The sequence below is a fragment of the Micromonospora coerulea genome, from assembly GCF_016598485.1.
Classification (GTDB): Bacteria; Actinomycetota; Actinomycetes; order Mycobacteriales; family Micromonosporaceae; genus Micromonospora; species Micromonospora coerulea.
Window position 1 is genome coordinate 414,208 of record NZ_JAEMUW010000002.1, and the last position, 18,322, is coordinate 432,529.

At 68.4% G+C, this 18,322-nt stretch carries 21 protein-coding genes; 5 read left to right on the forward strand and 16 right to left on the reverse strand.

The window, feature by feature from the left end; genetic code table 11:
- Positions 1 to 79: 79 nt before the first annotated feature.
- The 4 genes from I8N68_RS04365 to I8N68_RS04380 form a co-directional block, all read right to left on the reverse strand.
- The gene (locus I8N68_RS04365; protein WP_200207927.1) at positions 80 to 1,024 is read right to left on the reverse strand and encodes a hypothetical protein; all 945 of its coding nucleotides are present in this window, start codon (positions 1,022 to 1,024) and stop codon (positions 80 to 82) included.
- Positions 1,021 to 1,512: a hypothetical protein gene (locus I8N68_RS04370; protein WP_200207929.1), complete on the reverse strand. Its 492-nt coding sequence runs from the start codon at positions 1,510 to 1,512 to the stop codon at positions 1,021 to 1,023. The genes I8N68_RS04365 and I8N68_RS04370 overlap by 4 nt, the downstream gene beginning before the upstream one ends.
- Before the next feature lie 3 nt (positions 1,513 to 1,515).
- A complete protein-coding gene (locus I8N68_RS04375; RefSeq protein ID WP_200207931.1) occupies positions 1,516 to 2,733 on the reverse strand; it encodes a macrolide family glycosyltransferase in 1,218 nt (405 codons plus the stop codon).
- Positions 2,734 to 2,902: 169 nt separating this feature from the next.
- Positions 2,903 to 3,742 carry a helix-turn-helix domain-containing protein gene (locus I8N68_RS04380; RefSeq protein WP_200207933.1) on the reverse strand — a complete coding sequence of 280 codons (840 nt, stop codon included), beginning with the start codon at positions 3,740 to 3,742 and terminating at the stop codon, positions 2,903 to 2,905.
- Positions 3,743 to 3,849: 107 nt separating this feature from the next.
- Here I8N68_RS04380 and I8N68_RS04385 point away from each other — a divergent pair, with 107 nt between their 5' ends.
- The gene (locus I8N68_RS04385; protein WP_200207934.1) at positions 3,850 to 4,443 is read left to right on the forward strand and encodes an NADPH-dependent FMN reductase; all 594 of its coding nucleotides are present in this window, start codon (positions 3,850 to 3,852) and stop codon (positions 4,441 to 4,443) included.
- Between the two features lie 367 nt (positions 4,444 to 4,810).
- Positions 4,811 to 5,440: a cysteine hydrolase family protein gene (locus I8N68_RS04390; RefSeq protein WP_200207936.1), complete on the forward strand. Its 630-nt coding sequence runs from the start codon at positions 4,811 to 4,813 to the stop codon at positions 5,438 to 5,440.
- 16 nt (positions 5,441 to 5,456) lie between these two features.
- On the opposite strand, the gene I8N68_RS04395 is transcribed toward I8N68_RS04390, so the two are convergent.
- From I8N68_RS04395 to I8N68_RS04410, 4 genes are all read right to left on the reverse strand, one after another.
- Positions 5,457 to 5,876 (reverse strand): DUF2267 domain-containing protein, encoded by a 420-nt coding sequence (locus tag I8N68_RS04395; RefSeq protein WP_200207938.1) that lies wholly within the window; start codon positions 5,874 to 5,876, stop codon positions 5,457 to 5,459.
- A gap of 200 nt (positions 5,877 to 6,076) precedes the next feature.
- Entirely contained in the window at positions 6,077 to 6,817 is a 741-nt protein-coding gene (locus I8N68_RS04400; RefSeq protein ID WP_200207940.1) for a VOC family protein, read from the reverse strand.
- A 266-nt stretch (positions 6,818 to 7,083) separates the two neighbouring features.
- Positions 7,084 to 7,866, reverse strand: coding sequence for a transposase family protein (locus I8N68_RS04405; protein WP_200207942.1), 783 nt, complete (start codon positions 7,864 to 7,866; stop codon positions 7,084 to 7,086).
- A 444-nt stretch (positions 7,867 to 8,310) separates the two neighbouring features.
- Positions 8,311 to 8,982, reverse strand: a complete 672-nt coding sequence (locus I8N68_RS04410) for a class I SAM-dependent methyltransferase (RefSeq protein WP_234038695.1) — start codon at positions 8,980 to 8,982, stop codon at positions 8,311 to 8,313.
- Positions 8,983 to 9,082: 100 nt separating this feature from the next.
- On the opposite strand from I8N68_RS04410, the gene I8N68_RS04415 reads away from it, so the two are divergent.
- Complete coding sequence (locus I8N68_RS04415; RefSeq protein WP_200207944.1) at positions 9,083 to 9,679, forward strand: helix-turn-helix domain-containing protein; 597 nt, start codon at positions 9,083 to 9,085, stop codon at positions 9,677 to 9,679.
- A 309-nt stretch (positions 9,680 to 9,988) separates the two neighbouring features.
- Complete coding sequence (locus tag I8N68_RS04420) at positions 9,989 to 10,291, forward strand: GNAT family N-acetyltransferase (RefSeq protein ID WP_200207946.1); 303 nt, start codon at positions 9,989 to 9,991, stop codon at positions 10,289 to 10,291.
- 116 nt (positions 10,292 to 10,407) lie between these two features.
- Here the strand turns inward: I8N68_RS04420 and I8N68_RS04425 are convergent, their stop codons facing one another.
- Positions 10,408 to 11,472, reverse strand: a complete 1,065-nt coding sequence (locus tag I8N68_RS04425; protein ID WP_200207955.1) for a saccharopine dehydrogenase family protein — start codon at positions 11,470 to 11,472, stop codon at positions 10,408 to 10,410.
- A gap of 102 nt (positions 11,473 to 11,574) precedes the next feature.
- On the opposite strand from I8N68_RS04425, the gene I8N68_RS04430 reads away from it, so the two are divergent.
- Positions 11,575 to 12,513 carry a helix-turn-helix domain-containing protein gene (locus I8N68_RS04430; RefSeq protein ID WP_200207957.1) on the forward strand — a complete coding sequence of 313 codons (939 nt, stop codon included), beginning with the start codon at positions 11,575 to 11,577 and terminating at the stop codon, positions 12,511 to 12,513.
- A 78-nt stretch (positions 12,514 to 12,591) separates the two neighbouring features.
- Here the strand turns inward: I8N68_RS04430 and katG are convergent, their stop codons facing one another.
- From katG to I8N68_RS04465, 7 genes are all read right to left on the reverse strand, one after another.
- Positions 12,592 to 14,868 carry a catalase/peroxidase HPI gene (gene katG, locus I8N68_RS04435; protein ID WP_200207966.1) on the reverse strand — a complete coding sequence of 759 codons (2,277 nt, stop codon included), beginning with the start codon at positions 14,866 to 14,868 and terminating at the stop codon, positions 12,592 to 12,594.
- Positions 14,869 to 15,321: a Fur family transcriptional regulator gene (locus tag I8N68_RS04440; RefSeq protein WP_200207967.1), complete on the reverse strand. Its 453-nt coding sequence runs from the start codon at positions 15,319 to 15,321 to the stop codon at positions 14,869 to 14,871. It lies immediately after the preceding gene.
- 304 nt (positions 15,322 to 15,625) lie between these two features.
- Positions 15,626 to 16,075 carry a CBS domain-containing protein gene (locus tag I8N68_RS04445; RefSeq protein WP_200207969.1) on the reverse strand — a complete coding sequence of 150 codons (450 nt, stop codon included), beginning with the start codon at positions 16,073 to 16,075 and terminating at the stop codon, positions 15,626 to 15,628.
- Positions 16,076 to 16,078: 3 nt separating this feature from the next.
- Positions 16,079 to 16,282, reverse strand: a complete 204-nt coding sequence (locus tag I8N68_RS04450) for a rhodanese-like domain-containing protein (protein ID WP_200207971.1) — start codon at positions 16,280 to 16,282, stop codon at positions 16,079 to 16,081.
- Entirely contained in the window at positions 16,282 to 16,608 is a 327-nt protein-coding gene (locus I8N68_RS04455) for a DF family (seleno)protein (protein ID WP_200207973.1), read from the reverse strand. The genes I8N68_RS04450 and I8N68_RS04455 overlap by 1 nt, the downstream gene beginning before the upstream one ends.
- Before the next feature lie 87 nt (positions 16,609 to 16,695).
- Positions 16,696 to 16,917, reverse strand: a complete 222-nt coding sequence (locus tag I8N68_RS04460; protein WP_200207975.1) for a hypothetical protein — start codon at positions 16,915 to 16,917, stop codon at positions 16,696 to 16,698.
- Between the two features lie 360 nt (positions 16,918 to 17,277).
- On the reverse strand, positions 17,278 to 18,285 hold the full coding sequence (locus tag I8N68_RS04465; protein WP_200207977.1) for a glycoside hydrolase family 15 protein: 1,008 nt from the start codon (positions 18,283 to 18,285) through the stop codon (positions 17,278 to 17,280).
- Positions 18,286 to 18,322 lie beyond the last annotated feature (37 nt).

Genomic DNA, 18,322 nt, shown 5'->3' on the forward strand with positions numbered 1-18,322 from the left:
CTTACCCAAGCCAATGGCGATCTGCGAGCGGAATACCGGGACTGCACAAATAACTCTTCAGGTCACCGGCCTCGTCCGTTCATGGCAGCGGGCCGTCGGTCTGCGCAGCCGCGCCGAGGCGATCCCGGATCAGCGCGATCACGGTGTCGGCGGTCAGGTCGAGGTGACTGCGACCATCGGGTAGCCGGGCCCCTGGGCTGATGTAGCTGCGCGGACCGATGTGGGTGGCCGGGTCGAGCCGGTGCACGGTGATCTTCCCTTCGCGGTCAGCCCGGTTCCATCCGCTCCGGCGGAACAGCCGCCACCGCTGCGGGAACATCCAGGTGCCGACTCGCTCAATCCAGTCGCCGGCACTGGTGAGCCGGTCGAGGTGCTGGGCGTGGCTGATGTCGTTGGCGCCGTTGTGGAACCCGCCGAGAGTGATCAGCCAGAGCGGGGAGCGCAGCTGGGACCACAGTTCGTCCACCGCGCCGGTGGCGACCTGGGCGCCGCCGCTGTAACTGAGCATCACCACGGGGATGCCGCTGTCATGCCGGTAACCGGCGAGCCGGAGCTGAGTGGCGATCTGCGAGCCGACGGCGCGGTTGTACAGGGGACGGTACCGGCGATCGGCGGCGACGAAGATCTGCATCACGTTGTGCAGGAACAGCACCAGCCCGATGTGGCGGCGCAGCCATGTCCACACCGGTCGGTCGGCGAGCGGAACGGCCAGCGGAGAGTAGGGCTGCACCTGGCCCAGCACCCTGAGCTCCGGCGCACCCTCGATCAGGGACTTGACCAGTCGGCCGCCGTCGCGGGTGTCGTGGAAGCGGCGTTTCCCGATACCGTCCAGATAGACCAGGTAGGCGTCCGGAGGGCGGTCCGGGTCCGCGCCCCGGGCGTAGGGCATGCCCCTAGGGCGTGCGACGGTGGGAGTCCGCCAGCCTGCGGCATAGACCAGCACCTCGTAGCGGGCGAGCAGAGCTTCGGCGATCAGGACCAGTCCGATCCCGCCGAGCAGCAGCAGGAGCGCAAACTCGATCACGTGAGTGGCTCCGGTGCCCTTGTCGTATTGAGCCTCACGACCAGGCGGCGGACGCCCTCGACGGCGACGCCAAGCCCGATTCCCGCGATGGCTACACAGCCGGCGGCATCCCACCAGCCGAGCCCGGCCACCTTGGCGAGTGCGGCGGCGAGGCCGGCCCCCACTCCCACCATGAGGACTAGGTGCAGCAGCGGCCCGAGCAGCGGGAACGCGAGGACTGCGGCAAGCAGCAGCGGGGCGGCCAGGCCTGGTGTCCAGACCAGCGCGGCCTCGTCGGACGGTGAGGTGGGCAGCGCCAGCTCGGCAAGGGTCCACGCGGACAGCGGCCAGAGCGCGAATACCGCGCCGTCGACCACGGCGCCGGCCAGCATCAACCCGACCACCCTGGTGCGCGACGCGCCGGACAGGCGTGCCACCAGGGGCAGGAGACGCCCGGCGGCCTCGGACAGCCCGGCGAACAGCAGCAGGATGGCGACGACGGGGGACATCGGTCAGCCCTGCGGTGGCAGCTCGGCAGAGCCCGGCTGAGTGACTCGGCCGGTCTGCTGCACATAGCGCTCGAGTTCGTCGGCGGCGCGCGGATAGCCGCCTGCCTGACGCTGGGCGACCTGCAGGGTGCTCGCGCCGGCCCGGAATCGGGGCTCGTCGAGCAGGCGCTGGGCAAGGGCGCGCACGACCTCCACGTTGATGTCCTCGGTGCGGATCGAGAGGCCGGCATCGAGCTCGACGACGCGGGAAGCCACCAACGGCTGGTCCGCGCCCTGCGGGACCACCAGCATCGGGACGCCGGCGTACAGGGCCTCATTGACGCTGTTCACCCCGCCGTGGGTGATGAACAGCGCTGCGCGGGCCAGCACCTCTAACTGCGGTACGGAGCGGAGCGCCATCACGTTGGCCGGCAGCGGACCGAGCGCGGCGGGATCGGTGTGTCCGGTGGAGACGATCACGGTGCCGCCCAGCGGGGCGAGCGCGTCGGCGAAGCTGCGCAGCAGCTGCGGGCCGGCGGCGAACAGCGTGCCCATTGAGGCGTACAGCACCGGGTCCCGCAGCCGATCGACCGGGAACGACGAGTCGGCTGGGCGGGCACCGATGCTCGGTCCGACGAACCGGTAGGACTGGTCGAAACTGTCGGCCACGGGGTGGAACGCCCGCGAGGTGTAGACCAGATTGAGCGGCTGACGGATGTTCGCCAGGTCGATCAGGGGCAACCCACGCGTGTCGTACCGGCGGCGCAACTCCCAACGCGACCTCAGGTACCCCCCGGCGTGGCGGGGCAGGGCCGCCGCCGCGGCGAGCAGCTCCCGGGAGCCGTGGGTGGGGCTGGGCAGGTGCCGGTTGAACGCGAACGTGGTGAACGACGACGCTGCCGGCACGTCGAGTTCCCGGGCGGCCACCGGCCCCCACGGGCAGAGCGAGTCGTGCACGATCAGATCGGGCCGGGCGCCGCGCAGATCGGTGAGGACGGCGGGCAGCACGCGTACGGCGGTGCGCGCAAGCTGCTCCATCAGCGTGACCGGCGTGCCGGAGAGCGGTTGGTCATCCCCGGAGTAGGGAAGCACTCGCGCGCCGGTGGCCGCGATCTCCTCCGCGTAGGCGGGCGTCGTGTGGTACGTGACGGCGTGGCCGCGACGAACAAGCTCGGCCACGACCGGCAGCGTCGGGTTGATGTGCCCGTGCATGGCGATGTTGAGGAATGCGACTGCGCTCATCGGCCGACCCGGGACACGGAAGGAGTCAGTGCCCGGCAACATGTCACGATCATGATCCGCCTTTCTCGGTAACAGCGTAGATGCTGCCGGATGGCACAGTGCCGCGGACAAGGTACTCGCCCTGTTTCGCGGGCAGGTTCGAGCGGGTCGAGCCGCGCCGCACGGCGACCTAATTGACCGCGCGGAGGATCCGGTCGGGTTGGCGGCGCAGCCGCTCCATGGCCCGCGCCGTCACGTCGTCGGCGGGCAGGAGAACGACCAGCTCCTGCGCGTCGGTTCGCGGCAACTCGAGCTTCTCTCGCTGCCACCGAAGCTCGTGCGCGATGGGGTGGTTGAGCCGAAGCGGGACGTGCGGTGGGGGCAGGTGGCGGTTGAGTCGTCGGGTGAACTCCTTGCCGGCCAGGGGGGCGAGCTCGGCCCTGAACCATTCGGAGGTCTCCGCAGACGGCCCGAGCCACAGGTCGAAGGCTCGTTCGTCGGCCACCTGCTCCCAGTCGGGGAAGAACGCCCGGGCGCGCGGATCGGTGAACACGTAGCGCGTCAGGTTCGGCGTTCCGCCCTCGAGCAGCCCGATCCCACGCATCAGCAGCTCGAACTCACTCGTGTATGCGAGCACGTCTCCCAGGCGGTTGGTGACGAATGCGATGCCGGGCTCAAGAAGTTGGAGGGTCGCCAACACGGTGGGCCGGACATGGCGATTGGGTGGCACTGGCCGCCCGCGCCCTGGGCACCCTCCGCCGGTGATCTTGGCGAGGTGGCGCAGGTGATTGCGCTCGGCGGCATCGAGGCTCAAGGCGTCCGCAAGAGCATCGACCACGGCAGGGGACGGGTTGCGATCTCGTCCTTGCTCGATGCGGGTGAGGTATTCGACGCTGATCCCAGCACGCGTGGCGAGGTCTGAGCGTCGTAGTCCAGGGGACCGGCGGCGGCCACGATCAGGCAGCCCGAACGACTCCGGCTGGATGCTGTCGCGCTTGGCACGGATGAAGTCGCCCAGCGGCGTGCTCATGTTCCGAGCCTAGCGCGATCTTCCCAGCGCTCCCGCAGGGTAGCCCCACGGGGGCCAGCCTACGCCCGGTCTGGTTGCCATCGTCCGAACGATGGACCGTGGAGTGCATGAGTGAGAAGCACAAGTTGGTCATCATCGTCGGGAGCGTTCGAGAGGGCCGGTTCGGGCCTGTCGTCGCCTCCTGGGTCGCCGACCAAGCGCGCGAGCACGGCGGGTTCGACATCGACGTCGTCGACCTCGCCGACGCCGAGATCCCGCTGTCGTTGCCGGCAGTACCACCGAAGTTCGCCGGCGACTCATACCCGCGCCCCGACGGAATGGCGTCCTTGACGTCCCAGCTGGAGGACGCGGACGCGTTCATCATGGTCACGCCGGAGTACAACCACAGCTACCCCGCGTCCCTGAAAGCCGCCATCGACTGGCATTACACCCAGTGGACGGCCAAGCCCGTCGCTTTCGTCAGCTACGGCGGCGCAGCTGGCGGCCGCCACGCTGTCCTCCACCTGGAGAACGTGCTCACCGAACTGCACGCCGTGACAATCCGCGACGGTCTGGCGTTCCCGAACTACCGCACAGCGTGGGAACACGGTCGGCCGCTGGACCCCCAGGCGCCCGGATATGCCAAAACCCTGCTGGACCAACTCGCTTGGTGGGCCGCCGCTCTGGCTGCGGCACGCAACTCGGTCCCGTACCCGGCCTGAAGGGATCACTCAAGGAGTAAGCCAGACTCGGAACCTCAGGGCTGAGAGAGAGCGGCATCGCGCTCGGTGGTCTTCGGTGAACCTCACACCTCGGCGAGCAGTTCGTTGATCTGCGGCTCAGTTGCTGTACAAGGTGGAAAAGGCCGTCTCTCCGCCACGGAGACGGCCTTTGCCGTGGATGGAGCTGAGGAGATTTGAAGCCTGAACCCCTCCGGCGCGGCATGGATCGTGCCGGATAGGACCGATCGGCCCTGTGACCTAGGCCTGTGTCCCCCCATCGCGCTCCGACATGCCAGAACACGGCAACCGTCGGCAGGGCGCGGGCTACGTTGAGGTCGACCGCCAGCGCTATCGAGAGGGAGTTGTCGTGTCCACCACCGCGTACGAGACCGGGCGCATCGGCCTACTTCTCATTGACACAGTCAACGAGATCTTCTCTGAAGACGGCAAGGGATACTCGAAGTTCAAAGACGAGTTCGACCGGATCGGCACGTTCGCCAACATCAAGCACCTTCTCGCCGGAGTCCGCGAACAAGGATGTCCAGTATTTTTTGCTCCCATGTCCTACACCGAAAGCGACTATACCACCTGGAAACATCTGTCCGGCATCCACCGGGAGATGTACGACGACCGCATGTTTGAGGCCGGAAGTTGGGGTGCCGAATTCCACCCGGAGTTGTCACCCCACCCGAATGAGATGGTCATTTCCCCCCACAAGAATATCGATGTTATGGCCAACACCGATCTAGACGTCCAACTACGGCAGCACAATGTCGAGTACCTGGCGATCGGTGGCATGATCGGGACGATGTGCGTCGAGTCAACCGCGCGCAGCGCGATGGAGCGCGGTTACCATGTCACCACGTTCACTGACGCCACCGCCGCTGCAGGTGGTAGGGCGGCATACGACGCAATGATCCTACGGTTTCCGATGATCTCGCACGCGACGCTCTCTGTCGACGAATTCCTAGCAGATATCCGCAAAGCAAAGGGTTAGCCTCAGAATCCCTCGGCTATGCGCTGCGCGGCCTGACCTCGGCCCCCGCGCCGGCCTGAATGATCTCCCAGAACTCCTTCGGGAGCTGCGAAACCAGATCCTCCAACTCGTCCTTGCTCACGGCCTCACCGATGGTGCTGAGCACGGCCCGCATACCGGCGTCGGCCATCGGCACATCGACCCCGGCGCGTCTCGCCACCCGCTCGACGAACTGGTTCAGCGCGAACGACTCGGCGTTCTGAGACCCAATAGCGGTGGTGGTCTTGTGCAGATGCTGCCGTAGCTCTCTCGGAAGCTGCCCAGCGATGTTGCTCGCCTGACCGGCGGTGACCCGGTCGGTCAACGTTTCCAACGTCGCGCGGCTGACGGCTTCGGCCTTCTCTGACGGCACCCCGGCACGCCTTGCCACAACCTCTACGAATTCGGCGTAATTCATCTCAAAGCCTCCTGTCCGACCAGGCCATCGTCTACCCGCGCCCCTCACGGTGAAACGGCCTCCTCGACCTGGTCCCGGTCCTCGGGGCTCGCCCTGAAGCTATGGATTGCCGGCGAGTTGGTCGCTCACCCTCCTGTGCGCGGGTCGCGGGCGTCGTCCGACCTGTTCGAGGTCGGTCCGGCAGCAGGTCACCCCACGGGTCACCCTGGCACGATGGGCGATCCGGCAGGGCTGTGGTCAGTTCCCCTGACGCAGAACTCGTTGCCGTCTGGATCTGCCAGCATGACTGCGCCGTCCTGACCGATCTCGAGCCGAGTGGCCCCGAGGGAGATCAGCCAGTCGACCGCCGCTTGCTGGTCGCCAGCGGCCGGGTTGAGCTCGAAGCGTTGCCGGTTCGGCTCCATTTTCGGGGCCACGGACGGGCCTGCCCATGCGACCTTGGTGCCGCCGCGCGGCGACTGGATCGCGGTCTCCTCGTCCTGGTCCCACACCAGCGGCCAGCCCAGCGCCTTGCTCCAGAACAGGCCGACTTCCCGGGTGCCGTCACAGGTGAGCTCACCGAGGAAGCCGCACCCGGCGAGGTAGGCGTTGCCGGGCTCGATCACGCAGAACTCGTAGCCTGCGGGGTCAGCCAGGACGACGTGCTCGTCCTCGGGTCGCTGCCCAACGTTGAGGTGGCGGCCACCAAGCTTCAGCGCCATCGCCACCGTGTGCTGCTGATCGTTGAGATCGGCGCTGGTCAGGTGCAGGTGCATGCGGTTCGCTCCGAGTTGGCCCGTGCGGCCCGGAACGAACCGAAGACCGAGCTGTGCGTCCTCGCCCGGCAAAAGCGCACCGGCGGCATCCTCAATGACCTCCCGGCCGAGCAGAGCGGCCCAGAACTGCGCCGCACGAGCCGGGTCGTGCGCCTCGAAGGTCACTGCCAGCAGTCGCGAATGCATCACCAGACAGTAGATACCGCCCCGGCAAGGCAACAAGGCATTAACGAGTTGGTGCACGGTACAAGAGATTGAAGGCCGAGGTCCGCGTCGTTATGGCAGTTCGGGTTCGAGGGTCATGCCGGTTTGGCGAGGAAGCCGGCGATGAGGTCGGTCTGCTGCTGGCCGGCACGTAGCCGCTGTTTGACGGAGTGGGCGAGGTCCCAGACCACCACGATCGGCGCCTGCAACCGCTGGTGGGCCTGGTCGAGGTAGGCGATGAGGCCTTTTCATGCTGCGTAGCGGTCGGTCTCGACGTGGTGCAGAACGAGGATGGCCTGCACGATCGCGGTCGCTCGCCGTGGACAGCAGCGCAGCTTGGCCAGGATCTTCCAGGTCTTGAGGGTGGCGATCGCGCGTTCTCCGCGGGCGCGGATCTTCGCGTGGGCGCGGTTCACGGTCTTCTGCCGGCGTGACAGCTTCGGGCGGAAGCGGCGTCGCTTGAACGGGGTGCGCACGCTGCCGCGGGCTCCTTGGTAGCCCTTATCGGCGAAGGTCATCACGTCCGCCCTGATCAGCGCATCGATGATGCCGTGGGCCCTGGCTGCGGTCAGGTCATGAACCGAACCGGGCAGCGCCGGTGAAGCCCAGACGAGCCGGCCAGCGGCATCGGCGATGACCTGCACATTCACGCTGTGGTGCTTGTGTTTCCCAGAGTAGTAAGGTCGCTGGTCGGCGACCCGATCGATCGGAATCAGGGTGCCGTCCAGGATCGCGTACGCCAGTCGGCGGATCCGTTCCATGGCGGTGGCCAGGTCATCGGCGGCCGTCGCGAGCAGGGCTATCGCTTCCTGGATGTAGCGCCAGGCGGTGGCGACGCCGATCTCGAAGCCGGCCGCGAGTCGGGTGTAGGTGTCGCCGTTACGCAGATGAGCCAGGGCGAGCAGCGCCTGCCGGCCGGGTTCGAGGCGCCGCCACCGCGATCGGCGCTGCTTACGGTGGCCGCGGATGCGTTCGGCCAGGTGGTTCAGGGTGCGGCTGGACAACGGAATCGTGGCGGGGTAGGACAGCATGGCGAGAGTCCCGGTCGGGGCTTCGAGTCTTGGTCGACAGCTGTCCTACCTGGAGCCTCGCACCCATCGATCAGCGGGCCTGCCGCACCCATCCTGAGCTGCAAGATCAGCTTGGAAAAGGCTCGATGTAATCGTCCTCGCTGAAACTGCCCCGCTCGCCGGGCCGGCCGCGGTGCAGCCGGTGTCCAGGACAGCAGCGAGCTGATCCCGCTGCTCAGCGGAGAGTCGGCAGTCCGCGCCGCCGGTTCCCGACGAGGCCAATGCTGCCGCCCACCGGCAGCCCATCTGCGCCGCCAGTCCCCCACCGACTTCGCGTGACCCGCGAATGCACGGCGATCACCGCGGTCGGCTCGAACATCGCCGCAGCCTGGCGGGGACGGTGTATCGGATCCTTCGCCGGAACAACCTCGTTCCGGCGGTGCCACGGAAGCGTCGGCGGGCGGACTACCGGCGGTGGGAACGTCCGGAGGGGCGTCGTGTGGCGCGCACGACGACGTCGTGCAGAGGGATCGCCTGGCCCCCGGGGCCGGTGACCGTGCGGAGGTGCTCCTCGGCGGTGACGACCTCCCACCTGGTGCTGTCCAGGCCGGCGGTGATGTCCGCAAGGGTGACCGATGCCTCGGCAGGAGGTTGGTGCCCGTGCCCGGTGGCTCCCGAGGTGTGCAGATGCCCGACGATCAGCAGGGTGCCGCCGGGCGCCACCCATGCGGAAATGCGGTCGTAGAAGGCCAACTGCGGCATCGCCGGGTGCGCGTAGTGCGTCGTGACCAGATCGAACCGCATGCCCGGGTCCCAGACGGTCAGGTCGGCTTCGACCCACTGCACGCGCCCGGACACCTCACTGTTCGTCGCGCGCTCGGCGGCGCGGGCGAGGGCTTCGGGCGCGATGTCGGTTGCGGTGACATGCCAGCCGTGGGAGGCGAGCCAGATCGCCTCGGCGCCGGCGCCGCACCCGGCATCCAAGGCCGTGCCCGGCACCAGGCTGCTGGTCTCGCGGGCGAGATACGGGTGCGGTGCACTCCCCTCCATGGCTCCAGGTCTGTTGCGGTGCGCCTGTTGCCAGTGTTGTTTCCAGTAGTCCTTGTTGAACGCGTGCATCTCTGCCTGCTCGGCCATCTCGAAGCTGCTCCTTCACCGTCTTCGCCTGTCACCAGCGATCGTGCGCGCCGACGAAGCAGATGCGCAAAGCTTCTTGCCAAATGGCAAAATGGCGAGCATGGATGAGGAACTGGACCGCACGCTCGACGCTGTCGGGCCGAGGCTGAAGCACCTTCGGCTCCGCCGCGGCATCACGCTCACCGACCTCGCGGCGGAAACCGGCATCTCCGCCAGTACGCTGTCCAGGCTTGAAGCGGGCCTGCGTCGCCCCACGCTCGAGCAGCTACTCCCGCTCGCTCGCGCCTACGGCGTCACTCTCGACGAGCTCGTCGGCGCGCCAGCAACCGGCGATCCCCGCATCAACCTGCGCCCCATCGCCTGCAGCGACGGATCGATCATCCTGCCCCTGACCCGCAGGCCCGGAGGCATCCAGGCCTACAAGTTCGTCCTTCCGACCGGGGCCGACGACCGCGAACCCGACCTGCGCACCCACGAGGGCTACGACTGGGTCTACGTCCTCAACGGCACGCTGCGCCTGGTCCTCGGCGAGCACAATCTCATCCTCAAACCCGGCGAAGCCGCGGAGTTCGACACCCGCACCCCGCACTGGTTCGGGGCTACCAGCTCCGGTCCTGTCGAGTACCTCAGCCTCATCGGCAAACAAGGCGAACGCGTGCACGTCCGCGCAGCACCGAAACCAGGCCAGTCCGAGTAAGGGTGTACGGCTGCGTAGCGGGACGTTGTCGCCCAGGCTGGTACCCGGACAAGCAAGACCACTTCACTCGGGAGGACGTCAACCATCTCCTGAGCTCGCGGTGCGCGCCTCGGCCGCACCCGCGCCCGTGCCCTTGGTGCGGCCTTGTGTTCCCGACCTGCTCCCCAAGGGACGTCTCGTAGGCGAAGCACAGGTCGGTCAGGGGCGGAGGGCAGGGCCGCGGGGTTGAACGCCGTGATCCGGATCAGCCGCCAGTACCGTGACCGCGCTCACCGGTCGGTCGGCTGTTGAGTCTGGTTGGATGACCTGGTGCAGTTCACCGTGACAGACGCGCCGACGCGGGAGCGATTCGAGGCGCGCGACGAGGCGGGCGTGGTTGCCGGGGTGGTCACCTACCAGCTGACCGGCACCATCATCGTCTACACCCACACCGAGGTCGATCCGGAGTTCGAGGGCAAGGGCGTCGGGTCGGCCCTGGCTCGCGCGGTGATGGACGACGCGCGGGCCAAGGGCCGGACCGTGGTGCCAATCTGCCCGTTCCTCGGCGAGTGGCTGGTCAAGCACCCGGAATACGAGGGCATCGTGGCCCGATCGACTCGCAAGGTCAAATAGGTCCCGCCTGACCCACGGCGGCGTGCGACCGGGTCCGCCGCGACCGCCGGCGCCCGGGTCAACGGTCGGTGAGGGCGCGGCGCACCCCCCACTCCACCGCCCGGCCAGCAGGAGTCTTACGCTCCGACCGCCATCCCGCGAGACTCATGGCGCGGTTCGAGCGGGATGTGCGCGGACAGCGCGCGGAGGAAGTCGGGCGCGTCGAAGATCTCGCCGGCGGAGGCGACGCCGCTCGTCCTCGTCTGACTGCCGAGAATGCGACGGACCGCTTCGACCGCCAGCGGTGCGCTGATGGCGTAGATGTCCTGGCCGCTGGCGACGACGCGTCTTTGCGTGTCGCCGGAGCGCACGATGACATCGACGGTGAACGTCTGCGCGGACCGGCCGAGTTCGTCGACCGCGGTCGGTGCGGGTGTTTCTGGAGCGGCCAGGTCCTTGGCCGCGTCGGTGGTCATGTACGTGCGCACCTCGGGGATGGGCAGGTGGCTGGGGACGGTGACGACGTCGGCCATCGTGAAGTCGCCGAGGACGGTCCGGCGGCCCATCGGAGCGGGAAAGTCCCATTCCAGGGTCGGCAGGTCGCACTCGTCGAGGTAATACTCCAGCCGGCCTCCGGTGAAGCGGACACGTTGGCCATCGCGCCGTTCCCGGGAGACGGCGCCGGCGGCGAGGGTCCCGGCCGTGGGGTGCCAACTGCTCAGTCCGTACGCGACGTGCGCCTCGTCGGCCGCTGTCCAATCGCCCATCGCCGTCGTGACCAGCAGATCGCCGAGTCCGCCGAAGAAGGCCATTGCCGGGACCACCGCGACGCCCGCGGTCCGGGCCCGGTCGGTGAAGTGCGTGAACGTGTCGAGGTTGGCCTCGATCTCGGCCGCCACATCGACGTACGGAATCCCGGTGCGCAGGGCGGCCTCGATCACGGGGGCCGCGGTCAAGGCGAACGGGCCGGCGCAGTTGATGACCGCGGCCGCACCCTTCAATGCCTGGTCGAGCGAGGTCGGATCGTCGACCGACGCCACCCGGTATTCGAGCCGCGGATGCGACGCCGCGAGCGCCTGCAGCTTGCCCGCGTCGCGACCGAGGAGAAGCGGGACGAACCCGCGATCGCGCAACTCCGTCACCACGAACCGCCCGGTGTGTCCGTACGCACCGAAGACCGCCACGCTCTGACCCGTACCCATCTGCAGTTCCCCCTGCTTCTCGAAGATCGACTAAGGAGAGCCTCCCAGCAGCGCCGACCAGGGACTAGTGTCTGGAACGCCGTGCCCCATACAATTTCGGACATGGCCACTATCGCGCTCGCCGCCACCGACGCGATGCTGCACTTCGAGCTCGCCATGGCCTGCGAGGTATTCGTCCGCGACCCCTCCGGTCTGGCAGACCCGTGGTACGACCTCGTGGTCTGCGGCCCGGGCCCGGTCCGGATCGGCAGATTCCGGATGGAACCTGACGACGGGTTGGACCGACTCGCCCGCGCCGACACCGTGATCATCCCGGCCGTGGAAGACATCGACGCGGACGTGCCACCCGACCTGCTTGACGCCGTCCGCGCGGCCCACGAGGCGGGCGCCCGGATGGTCTCGTTGTGCACCGGTGCGTTTGTGCTGGCCGCGGCCGGGGTGCTGGACGGGCTGCGCGCGACCACGCACTGGGCCCACACCGAGGCGCTGGCTGCCCGCTATCCCCGGGTGAAGGTCGACCCGGACGTGCTCTACGTCGACAACGGCAGCGTGCTCGCCTCTGCCGGCAAAGCCGCCGCAATCGACCTGTGCCTGCACCTGATCCGCCGCGACCACGGCTCGACGGTCGCTAACGCCGTCGCCCGCCGCCTGGTCGTACCGCCGCATCGCGCCGGCGGCCAGGCCCAGTTCGTCGCCACGCCGGTGCCCGCCCGCGACGACCATCCCCTTGCCCACCTGTTTCCCTGGGCGATGGAACGGCTGAACCGTCCGCTGACCGTGGAGGACCTGGCTCGCCAGGCGAACATGAGCTCGCGCAACCTGGCCCGCCACTTCAAGTCGGTAACAGGCACCACGCCGCTGCAGTGGCTGTCAACGCAGCGGATCCGCCGGGCCCAGGAGCTGCTGGAGAACACCGACAACAGCATCGACGCCATCGCCCAGGCGGCTGGGATGGGAACCGCCACGACGCTGCGCCGACACTTCAACCGCACCGTCGGTGTACCTCCGGACGCCTACCGTCGCACCTTCCGCAGCGCCTGACCCTCGCCCGAAACCAATGCCGGGCGAGCCCCGGTCGATCGCTGGTGGATCGACCGGGGCTCGTCGTTTGAAGCCGGGTCAGGCGAGGTCGAACCGGTCGAGTTCCATGACCTTGGTCCAGGCTGCGACGAAGTCGGCCACGAACTTGTCGCGGGCATCCTGGCTGGCGTAGACCTCCGCGAGGGCCCGTAGCTGGGAGTTGGAGCCGAAGATGAGGTCGACCGCGGTGGCGGTCCATTTCACCTCATCGGTGGCCAGGTCCCGGATCTCGTATACGTGCTCGTCGGACTCCGACGCCTTCCACCGGGTACCCGGGGAGAGCAGATTGGTGAAGAAGTCGTTGGTGAGCACGCCGGGCCGGTCGGTGAGGACGCCGTGCTGCGTGCCGCCGACGTTTGCCTCGAGCGAGCGCAGGCCGCCGATGAGGACGGTCATCTCGGGCGCGGTCAGGTTGAGCATGTAGGCACGGTCGACGAGCAGCACCTCCGGCTGGGTCTTCTCGCCGGGACGCAGGTAGTTGCGGAACCCGTCGGCGCGCGGCTCCAGGACCCGGAAGGACTCGACGTCGGTCTGCTCCTGAGTGGCGTCGGTGCGGCCCGGGCGGAACGGCACGGTCACCTCGACGCCGGCATCGCGCGCCGCCTTCTCGACGGCGGCCGAGCCGGCCAGCACGATCAGGTCCGCGAGCGAGACCTTCGCGCCGCCGGCGGAGTTGAACTCCCGCTGGATGCCCTCGAGGGTCTCCAGGACCGTCGCGAGCTGCTCGGGCTGGTTGACCTCCCAGCTACGCTGCGGCTCGAGACGGATCCGCGCGCCGTTGGCACCGCCGCGCTTGTCGGTGGACCGGAAGCTCGCGGCGGAGGCCCAGGCGGTGGAGACCAGCTGGGCGGTCGTGAGGCCGGAATCCAGGACCTTCGCCTTGAGGGCGGCGACGTCGGCGTCACCGACGAGCTCGTGGTCGACGGCCGGCACCGGATCCTGCCACAGCTGGGGCTGCGGGACCCACGGCCCGAGGAAGCGGTCGACCGGACCCATGTCGCGGTGCAGCAGCTTGTACCAGGCCTTGGCGAACGCCAGCGCGAACTCGTCGGGGTTCTCCAGGAAGCGGCGCGAGATCTTCTCGTACGTCGGGTCGACGCGCAGCGCCAGGTCGGTCGTGAGCATCGTCGGCTTGTGCTTCTTGTGCGGGTCGTGGGCGTCCGGGATGATCGCCTCGGCATCCTTGGCGACCCACTGCTTCGCGCCGCCAGGGCTCGTGGAGAGTTCCCACTCGTAGCCGAAGAGGATCTCGAAGAAACGGTTGCTCCACTGCGTCGGCCGGTCGGTCCACGTCACCTCGAGTCCGCTGGTGATCGTGTCCCCGCCCTTGCCGCTGCCGTAGGTGCTCAGCCAGCCCAGGCCCTGCGCCTCCAGCGGGGCGGCCTCAGGCTCGGGGCCCACGTGGTCATCCGCGACGCCGGCGCCGTGGGTCTTGCCGAAGGTGTGGCCACCGGCGATGAGGGCGACGGTCTCCTCGTCGTTCATCGCCATCCGGGCGAAGGTCTCGCGGATGAAGTGCGCCGCCGCGGCCGGGTCCGCGTTGCCGCGGGGGCCCTCCGGGTTGACGTAGATGAGACCCATCTCGGTCGCCCCGACGCCGGCCACCATCTCCTTCTCGGAGGCGTAGCGCTCGTCGCCGAGCCAGGTGTCCTCCGGACCCCAGAAGATCTCCTCGGGCTCCCAGACGTCCTCCCGGCCGAAGCCGAAGCCGAAGGTCTTGAAGCCCATCGACTCCAGGGCCACGTTGCCGGCGAGCACGAGCAGGTCGGCCCAGGAGACCTTCTGGCCGTACTTCTGCTTGACCGGCCACAGCAGCCGGCGGGCCTTGTCGAGGTTGGCGTTGTCCGGCCAGCTGTTGAGCGGGGCGAACCGCTGACCACCGTCGCCGGCGCCGCCGCGACCGTCGTCGATGCGGTAGGTGCCCGCGGCGTGCCAGCTCATCCGGATCATCAGGCCGCCGTAGTGGCCGAAGTCGGCCGGCCACCAGTCCTGCGATGTGGTGAGGACCTTGATGATGTCCTGCTTGAGGGCCTCGACGTCGAGTTTGGCGAACTCCTTGGCGTAGCTGAAGCTCTCCCCCAGCGGGTTGCCCTTGGGCGAATGGGCATGCAGCACCGAGAGGTCGAGCTGGTTGGGCCACCAGTCCCGGTTGGTGCGCGGACGACCTCCGGTCTTCGGGGTCGGCGAGTCGATCGCCGGGTTCTCGCTCTCGCTGCCGTGCGCGGTCACGGAGTCGTGCGCGATCGGGCAGCCGGCCGCCGCCTTCTTGTCCACGCCCTGCGCGCTGGAGGGGCCGTTGTCCTGAATGTCGCTCATCTACTTCCTTCCGAACTGGCGGATCAGTGGGGACGTGCGTTCGGTCGCACAGTCGGGGCAGGTGCCCCAGTAGACGACCTCCGCCTCGTCGACCTCGAAGCCGTGGTCGTCGGAGGCGGTGAGACAGGGAGCATGGCCGACGGCGCAGTCGACGTCGGCGATCGCGCCGCAGGAGCGGCACACGACATGGTGGTGGTTGTCCCCCACGCGGGACTCGTACCGGGCGGTCGCACCGGCAGGCTGGATGCGCCGCACCAGACCGGCGTCGGTGAGCGCACGCAGCACGTCGTACACCGCCTGGTGGGAGACCGTGGGCTGATCCGCCCGTACCAGGGCGATCACCGTGTCGGTGTCGACGTGCGGGTGGTCGCGCAGCGCTGCGAGCACCGCCAACCGGGGCCTGGTCACGCGCAACGAGACCGCCCGCAGCTGAGTCTCGAAGTCGGACGTCATGTGATGAACATAGTCCAGTCTTTTGGAATGGATCAAGTTTTGCTCGACCTCAACCCGCACCCCTTCCACGCAGACCCGGTCGCCCAGTCGTCGGGCAGGCCCGGGCGGCCGGATTGCACTGCTCCTCGTCGCGTGAGGTACGGGGCCTCCTGGTCATGCCCGTTATGCGCGGATCCTCGGATTACGCCGGGTTTCTAGCGCTGACATCGCTCCGTCGTGCTGATCGACGCGATCGATACGACGCTTAACGACTGACCTCGGGGCGGCGCAACTGATGGTCGTCCCCGGTCGTGCCCCTCAATTCCTAGCGGTGAACCGTTCCCAGCAAATGGCCCTCCGGGTCCGTGACGATCACATAGGCCAGCTGGTGGACGCGCAGGTGGGACTCGACGTCGGCCAGGGCCAAGTGGGGGCGCAGTGTCAAGGGACCGGACTCCATCACTTCGTGGACCGCAGTGCCGGGGGCGGCATCAAGGGCGGCGTGCCGGAGTCGGCCGAGCAGAGTGCGATCGTCGGCGACAACGAGGGCGAACCGGTACGGGGAGGCGTCGACGCGGGCCCGGACGGCGGCGAGCGTCTCGTCAGGGCGGGCGGTGGGCACGTCGTGGCGCAGGCGGCTACCGGCGGTTGGTGCGTTGGCCGCGGCACCCTCGCTGGGCAGGTTGTGCGCGAGCCAGTCCTCCTTGCCGGCGGCATAGTCGTAGACGTCGGTGAACCCGAGGGCTTCGAGCCGACACGCGGCTCGCGGGCTCATGTCTCAAAGGCCGTCCCAGCAGTAGACGACCACCGGGCGGGTGCGGTTGAGGGACGCGGTCGTGCCGGGGCTGACGGTCTTGAGGGGGATATTGATCGCGCCGGGCAGATGCTGGTCGGCGTACTCGGCGGCGGGCAACACCTCCACGAGCTGAGCGCCCACGTCGAGCAGTGCATGCAGCCGCCGTAGATCGATCTGGGCGACCATCAGCCGGCCGCCAAGCCAGATGCCCGGCGCTGCAAGGCGGCCAAAATCCACTTGTCGGGCGGGGTGCCGCGAAGGCCGTCCTCGGTCGGGTAGAGCCGGCACTGCAGGCCGTAATCCGTGCGCTGCGCGGCGGTCGGGTCGACATCGACGCCGTCGATCCGCAGCGTCGGCGAGCCGAGGAACGCCAGCGTCTGGGCGTCGGCGCCAGTCTCCACCGCGCGCTCGTGGATCGGATCGTCCACCCCGGCGCGGTCGAGCAGCGCCCGCAGATGCGGAATGAAACCCTCGTGGTTCGGGCAGCCGTCGAAGTGCAACACCTCGATCACCCTCATCCGTCCTTCCCCCTCCGCAGACCGAAGGGCAGCAACTCGGTGTGCGGGTTGGAACCGGCAGCAGTGGCGCCCGCACCTGCGTCAGGTCATTTCGCACTGGGCCCCGTCGCGCGATTGACCGCCGCCTGAATGTCCTGCGGACATGTCGACTTTAGCGATACCCCGCCGGTTCCGTTCCGGATCGGTGACGGCATCGGTCACCACGTACATCAGCATGCTTGCTGCAGACCCGCTGCCGGTGCTGTCGATGCCGGTCACCGCTTGGCGGGCGACGGCCAGCAGCGCGTCGAGCTTGGGTTCCACCGGATCGCCGACACACGCAGCGATGGTCTGGTCGAGGCTGAGCCCGGCGCGCCTGGCGGCCGACGTGTGCGCGGCCTGGCAGGAGTCGCAGCGGTCGGCGGCTCACGGCAAGGGCGATGGCCTTGCGGGCGCGCGCATCGAAGGTGCCGTGTTCGACGGTCGCGGCCTGCACTGCGGTGTATGCGGCCAGCACCACTGACCCCCGCCGCCCACCCCGGTCGGCGCGAGGATCAGTTGGCCCGCGGAGGCCCGCCCCACCACCCGGTGGGAGTCGCTCGCCCAACAGGCGAGGATCCACAACACCCACCGCAAACCCGGTGAACGTCAGTGGACACCGCACCAGGTACCTCGGACGAGTTTTCACGGACGCGGTGAATCTTGCTCGACCAAGGTTTCGAGCGGAGCGCGACACGGTGCCGGTGCGCCGTCCATGAGGTAATCGAGGGCCATCGCGGCCCTGATCAGTGCGAGGTGACTGAAGGCTTGGGGAAAGTTGCCGACTTGCTCGCCGGTCGGGCCGATCTCCTCTGCGAAAAGACCGAGGTGAGTGCTGTAGGTGAGCATTTTCTCGAAGTTGATCAGCGCGTCGTTCAAACGTCCTGAGCGGGCCAGGGCTTCGACGTACCAGAAGGTGCACATGCTGAAGGTGCCTTCGTTGCCGGGCAGGCCATCGGGCGATGCGGTGGGGTTGTACCGGTAGACGAGGCTGTCCGAAACGAGTTCGTCGTCCATGGCCCGCAGTGTGGACTGCCACATCGGATCGTCGGGCGCGATGAACCCCACGGCCGGCATGATGAGCAACGCCGCGTCCAGGACGTCGCTGTCGTGGTGCTGCACGAACGCCCGGCGTGCGGGGTGGTAACCCCGGTTCATGATCTGGTGGTAGATCCGGCCGCGCTCGGCGCTCCAGCGGTCGATTTCGCCGGGTACGCCATCGGGTGCGATACGGAAATGCCCGCCCCGCTTCCGGTCGAGCAGTCCGGCGAACAGGCTGGGCGAGTCGAACCGCGGCGCGCAGAACCAGTCAAGGGTGCCGTCGTCCGCGATCAGCGCCGCTGTTTGCAGGTCGCCGATCAGGCCATGTGACTCGGCGAACGGATACGACTCCACGCACCGGCCTCCTGCCCGGACTCCTGCAACTGCTCTCACCGTAGGTGCTGGCCGGAGCTCGGCGGCGGCACATCGGTCAGGACCAGCGCCAGGATCACGCTGCATGTCGCGGCGAGCAGTCCTCCCGACGACGCCAGGGTCGAGCGCTATTGACGTGTTCCGACCTCTCGCGGGCCGCACGAGGCCCGGGGCCGGCGCAGAGGAGGTAACGAGCCGCCACTGACTCACACCGCCGCACTCGCCGCTCGCGCTCCTCATCCTCGCCGGCCAGAACGCCTTGCCGGAGGCGGCTCCA

Coding starts and splice junctions, on each gene's coding strand:
- I8N68_RS04370 (WP_200207929.1), bottom strand. CDS start 1,512: ATGTCCCCCGTCGTCGCCATCCTGCTGCTGTTCGCCGGGCTGTCCGAG.
- I8N68_RS04375 (WP_200207931.1), bottom strand. CDS start 2,733: ATGAGCGCAGTCGCATTCCTCAACATCGCCATGCACGGGCACATCAAC.
- I8N68_RS04380 (WP_200207933.1), bottom strand. CDS start 3,742: ATGAGCACGCCGCTGGGCGACTTCATCCGTGCCAAGCGCGACAGCATC.
- I8N68_RS04385 (WP_200207934.1), top strand. CDS start 3,850: ATGAGTGAGAAGCACAAGTTGGTCATCATCGTCGGGAGCGTTCGAGAG.
- I8N68_RS04395 (WP_200207938.1), bottom strand. CDS start 5,876: ATGAATTACGCCGAATTCGTAGAGGTTGTGGCAAGGCGTGCCGGGGTG.
- I8N68_RS04400 (WP_200207940.1), bottom strand. CDS start 6,817: ATGCATTCGCGACTGCTGGCAGTGACCTTCGAGGCGCACGACCCGGCT.
- I8N68_RS04405 (WP_200207942.1), bottom strand. CDS start 7,866: ATGCTGTCCTACCCCGCCACGATTCCGTTGTCCAGCCGCACCCTGAAC.
- I8N68_RS04410 (WP_234038695.1), bottom strand. CDS start 8,982: ATGGCCGAGCAGGCAGAGATGCACGCGTTCAACAAGGACTACTGGAAA.
- I8N68_RS04415 (WP_200207944.1), top strand. CDS start 9,083: ATGGATGAGGAACTGGACCGCACGCTCGACGCTGTCGGGCCGAGGCTG.
- I8N68_RS04425 (WP_200207955.1), bottom strand. CDS start 11,472: ATGGGTACGGGTCAGAGCGTGGCGGTCTTCGGTGCGTACGGACACACC.
- I8N68_RS04430 (WP_200207957.1), top strand. CDS start 11,575: ATGGCCACTATCGCGCTCGCCGCCACCGACGCGATGCTGCACTTCGAG.
- katG (WP_200207966.1), bottom strand. CDS start 14,868: ATGAGCGACATTCAGGACAACGGCCCCTCCAGCGCGCAGGGCGTGGAC.
- I8N68_RS04440 (WP_200207967.1), bottom strand. CDS start 15,321: ATGACGTCCGACTTCGAGACTCAGCTGCGGGCGGTCTCGTTGCGCGTG.
- I8N68_RS04445 (WP_200207969.1), bottom strand. CDS start 16,075: ATGAGCCCGCGAGCCGCGTGTCGGCTCGAAGCCCTCGGGTTCACCGAC.
- I8N68_RS04450 (WP_200207971.1), bottom strand. CDS start 16,282: ATGGTCGCCCAGATCGATCTACGGCGGCTGCATGCACTGCTCGACGTG.
- I8N68_RS04465 (WP_200207977.1), bottom strand. CDS start 18,285: ATGAGGAGCGCGAGCGGCGAGTGCGGCGGTGTGAGTCAGTGGCGGCTC.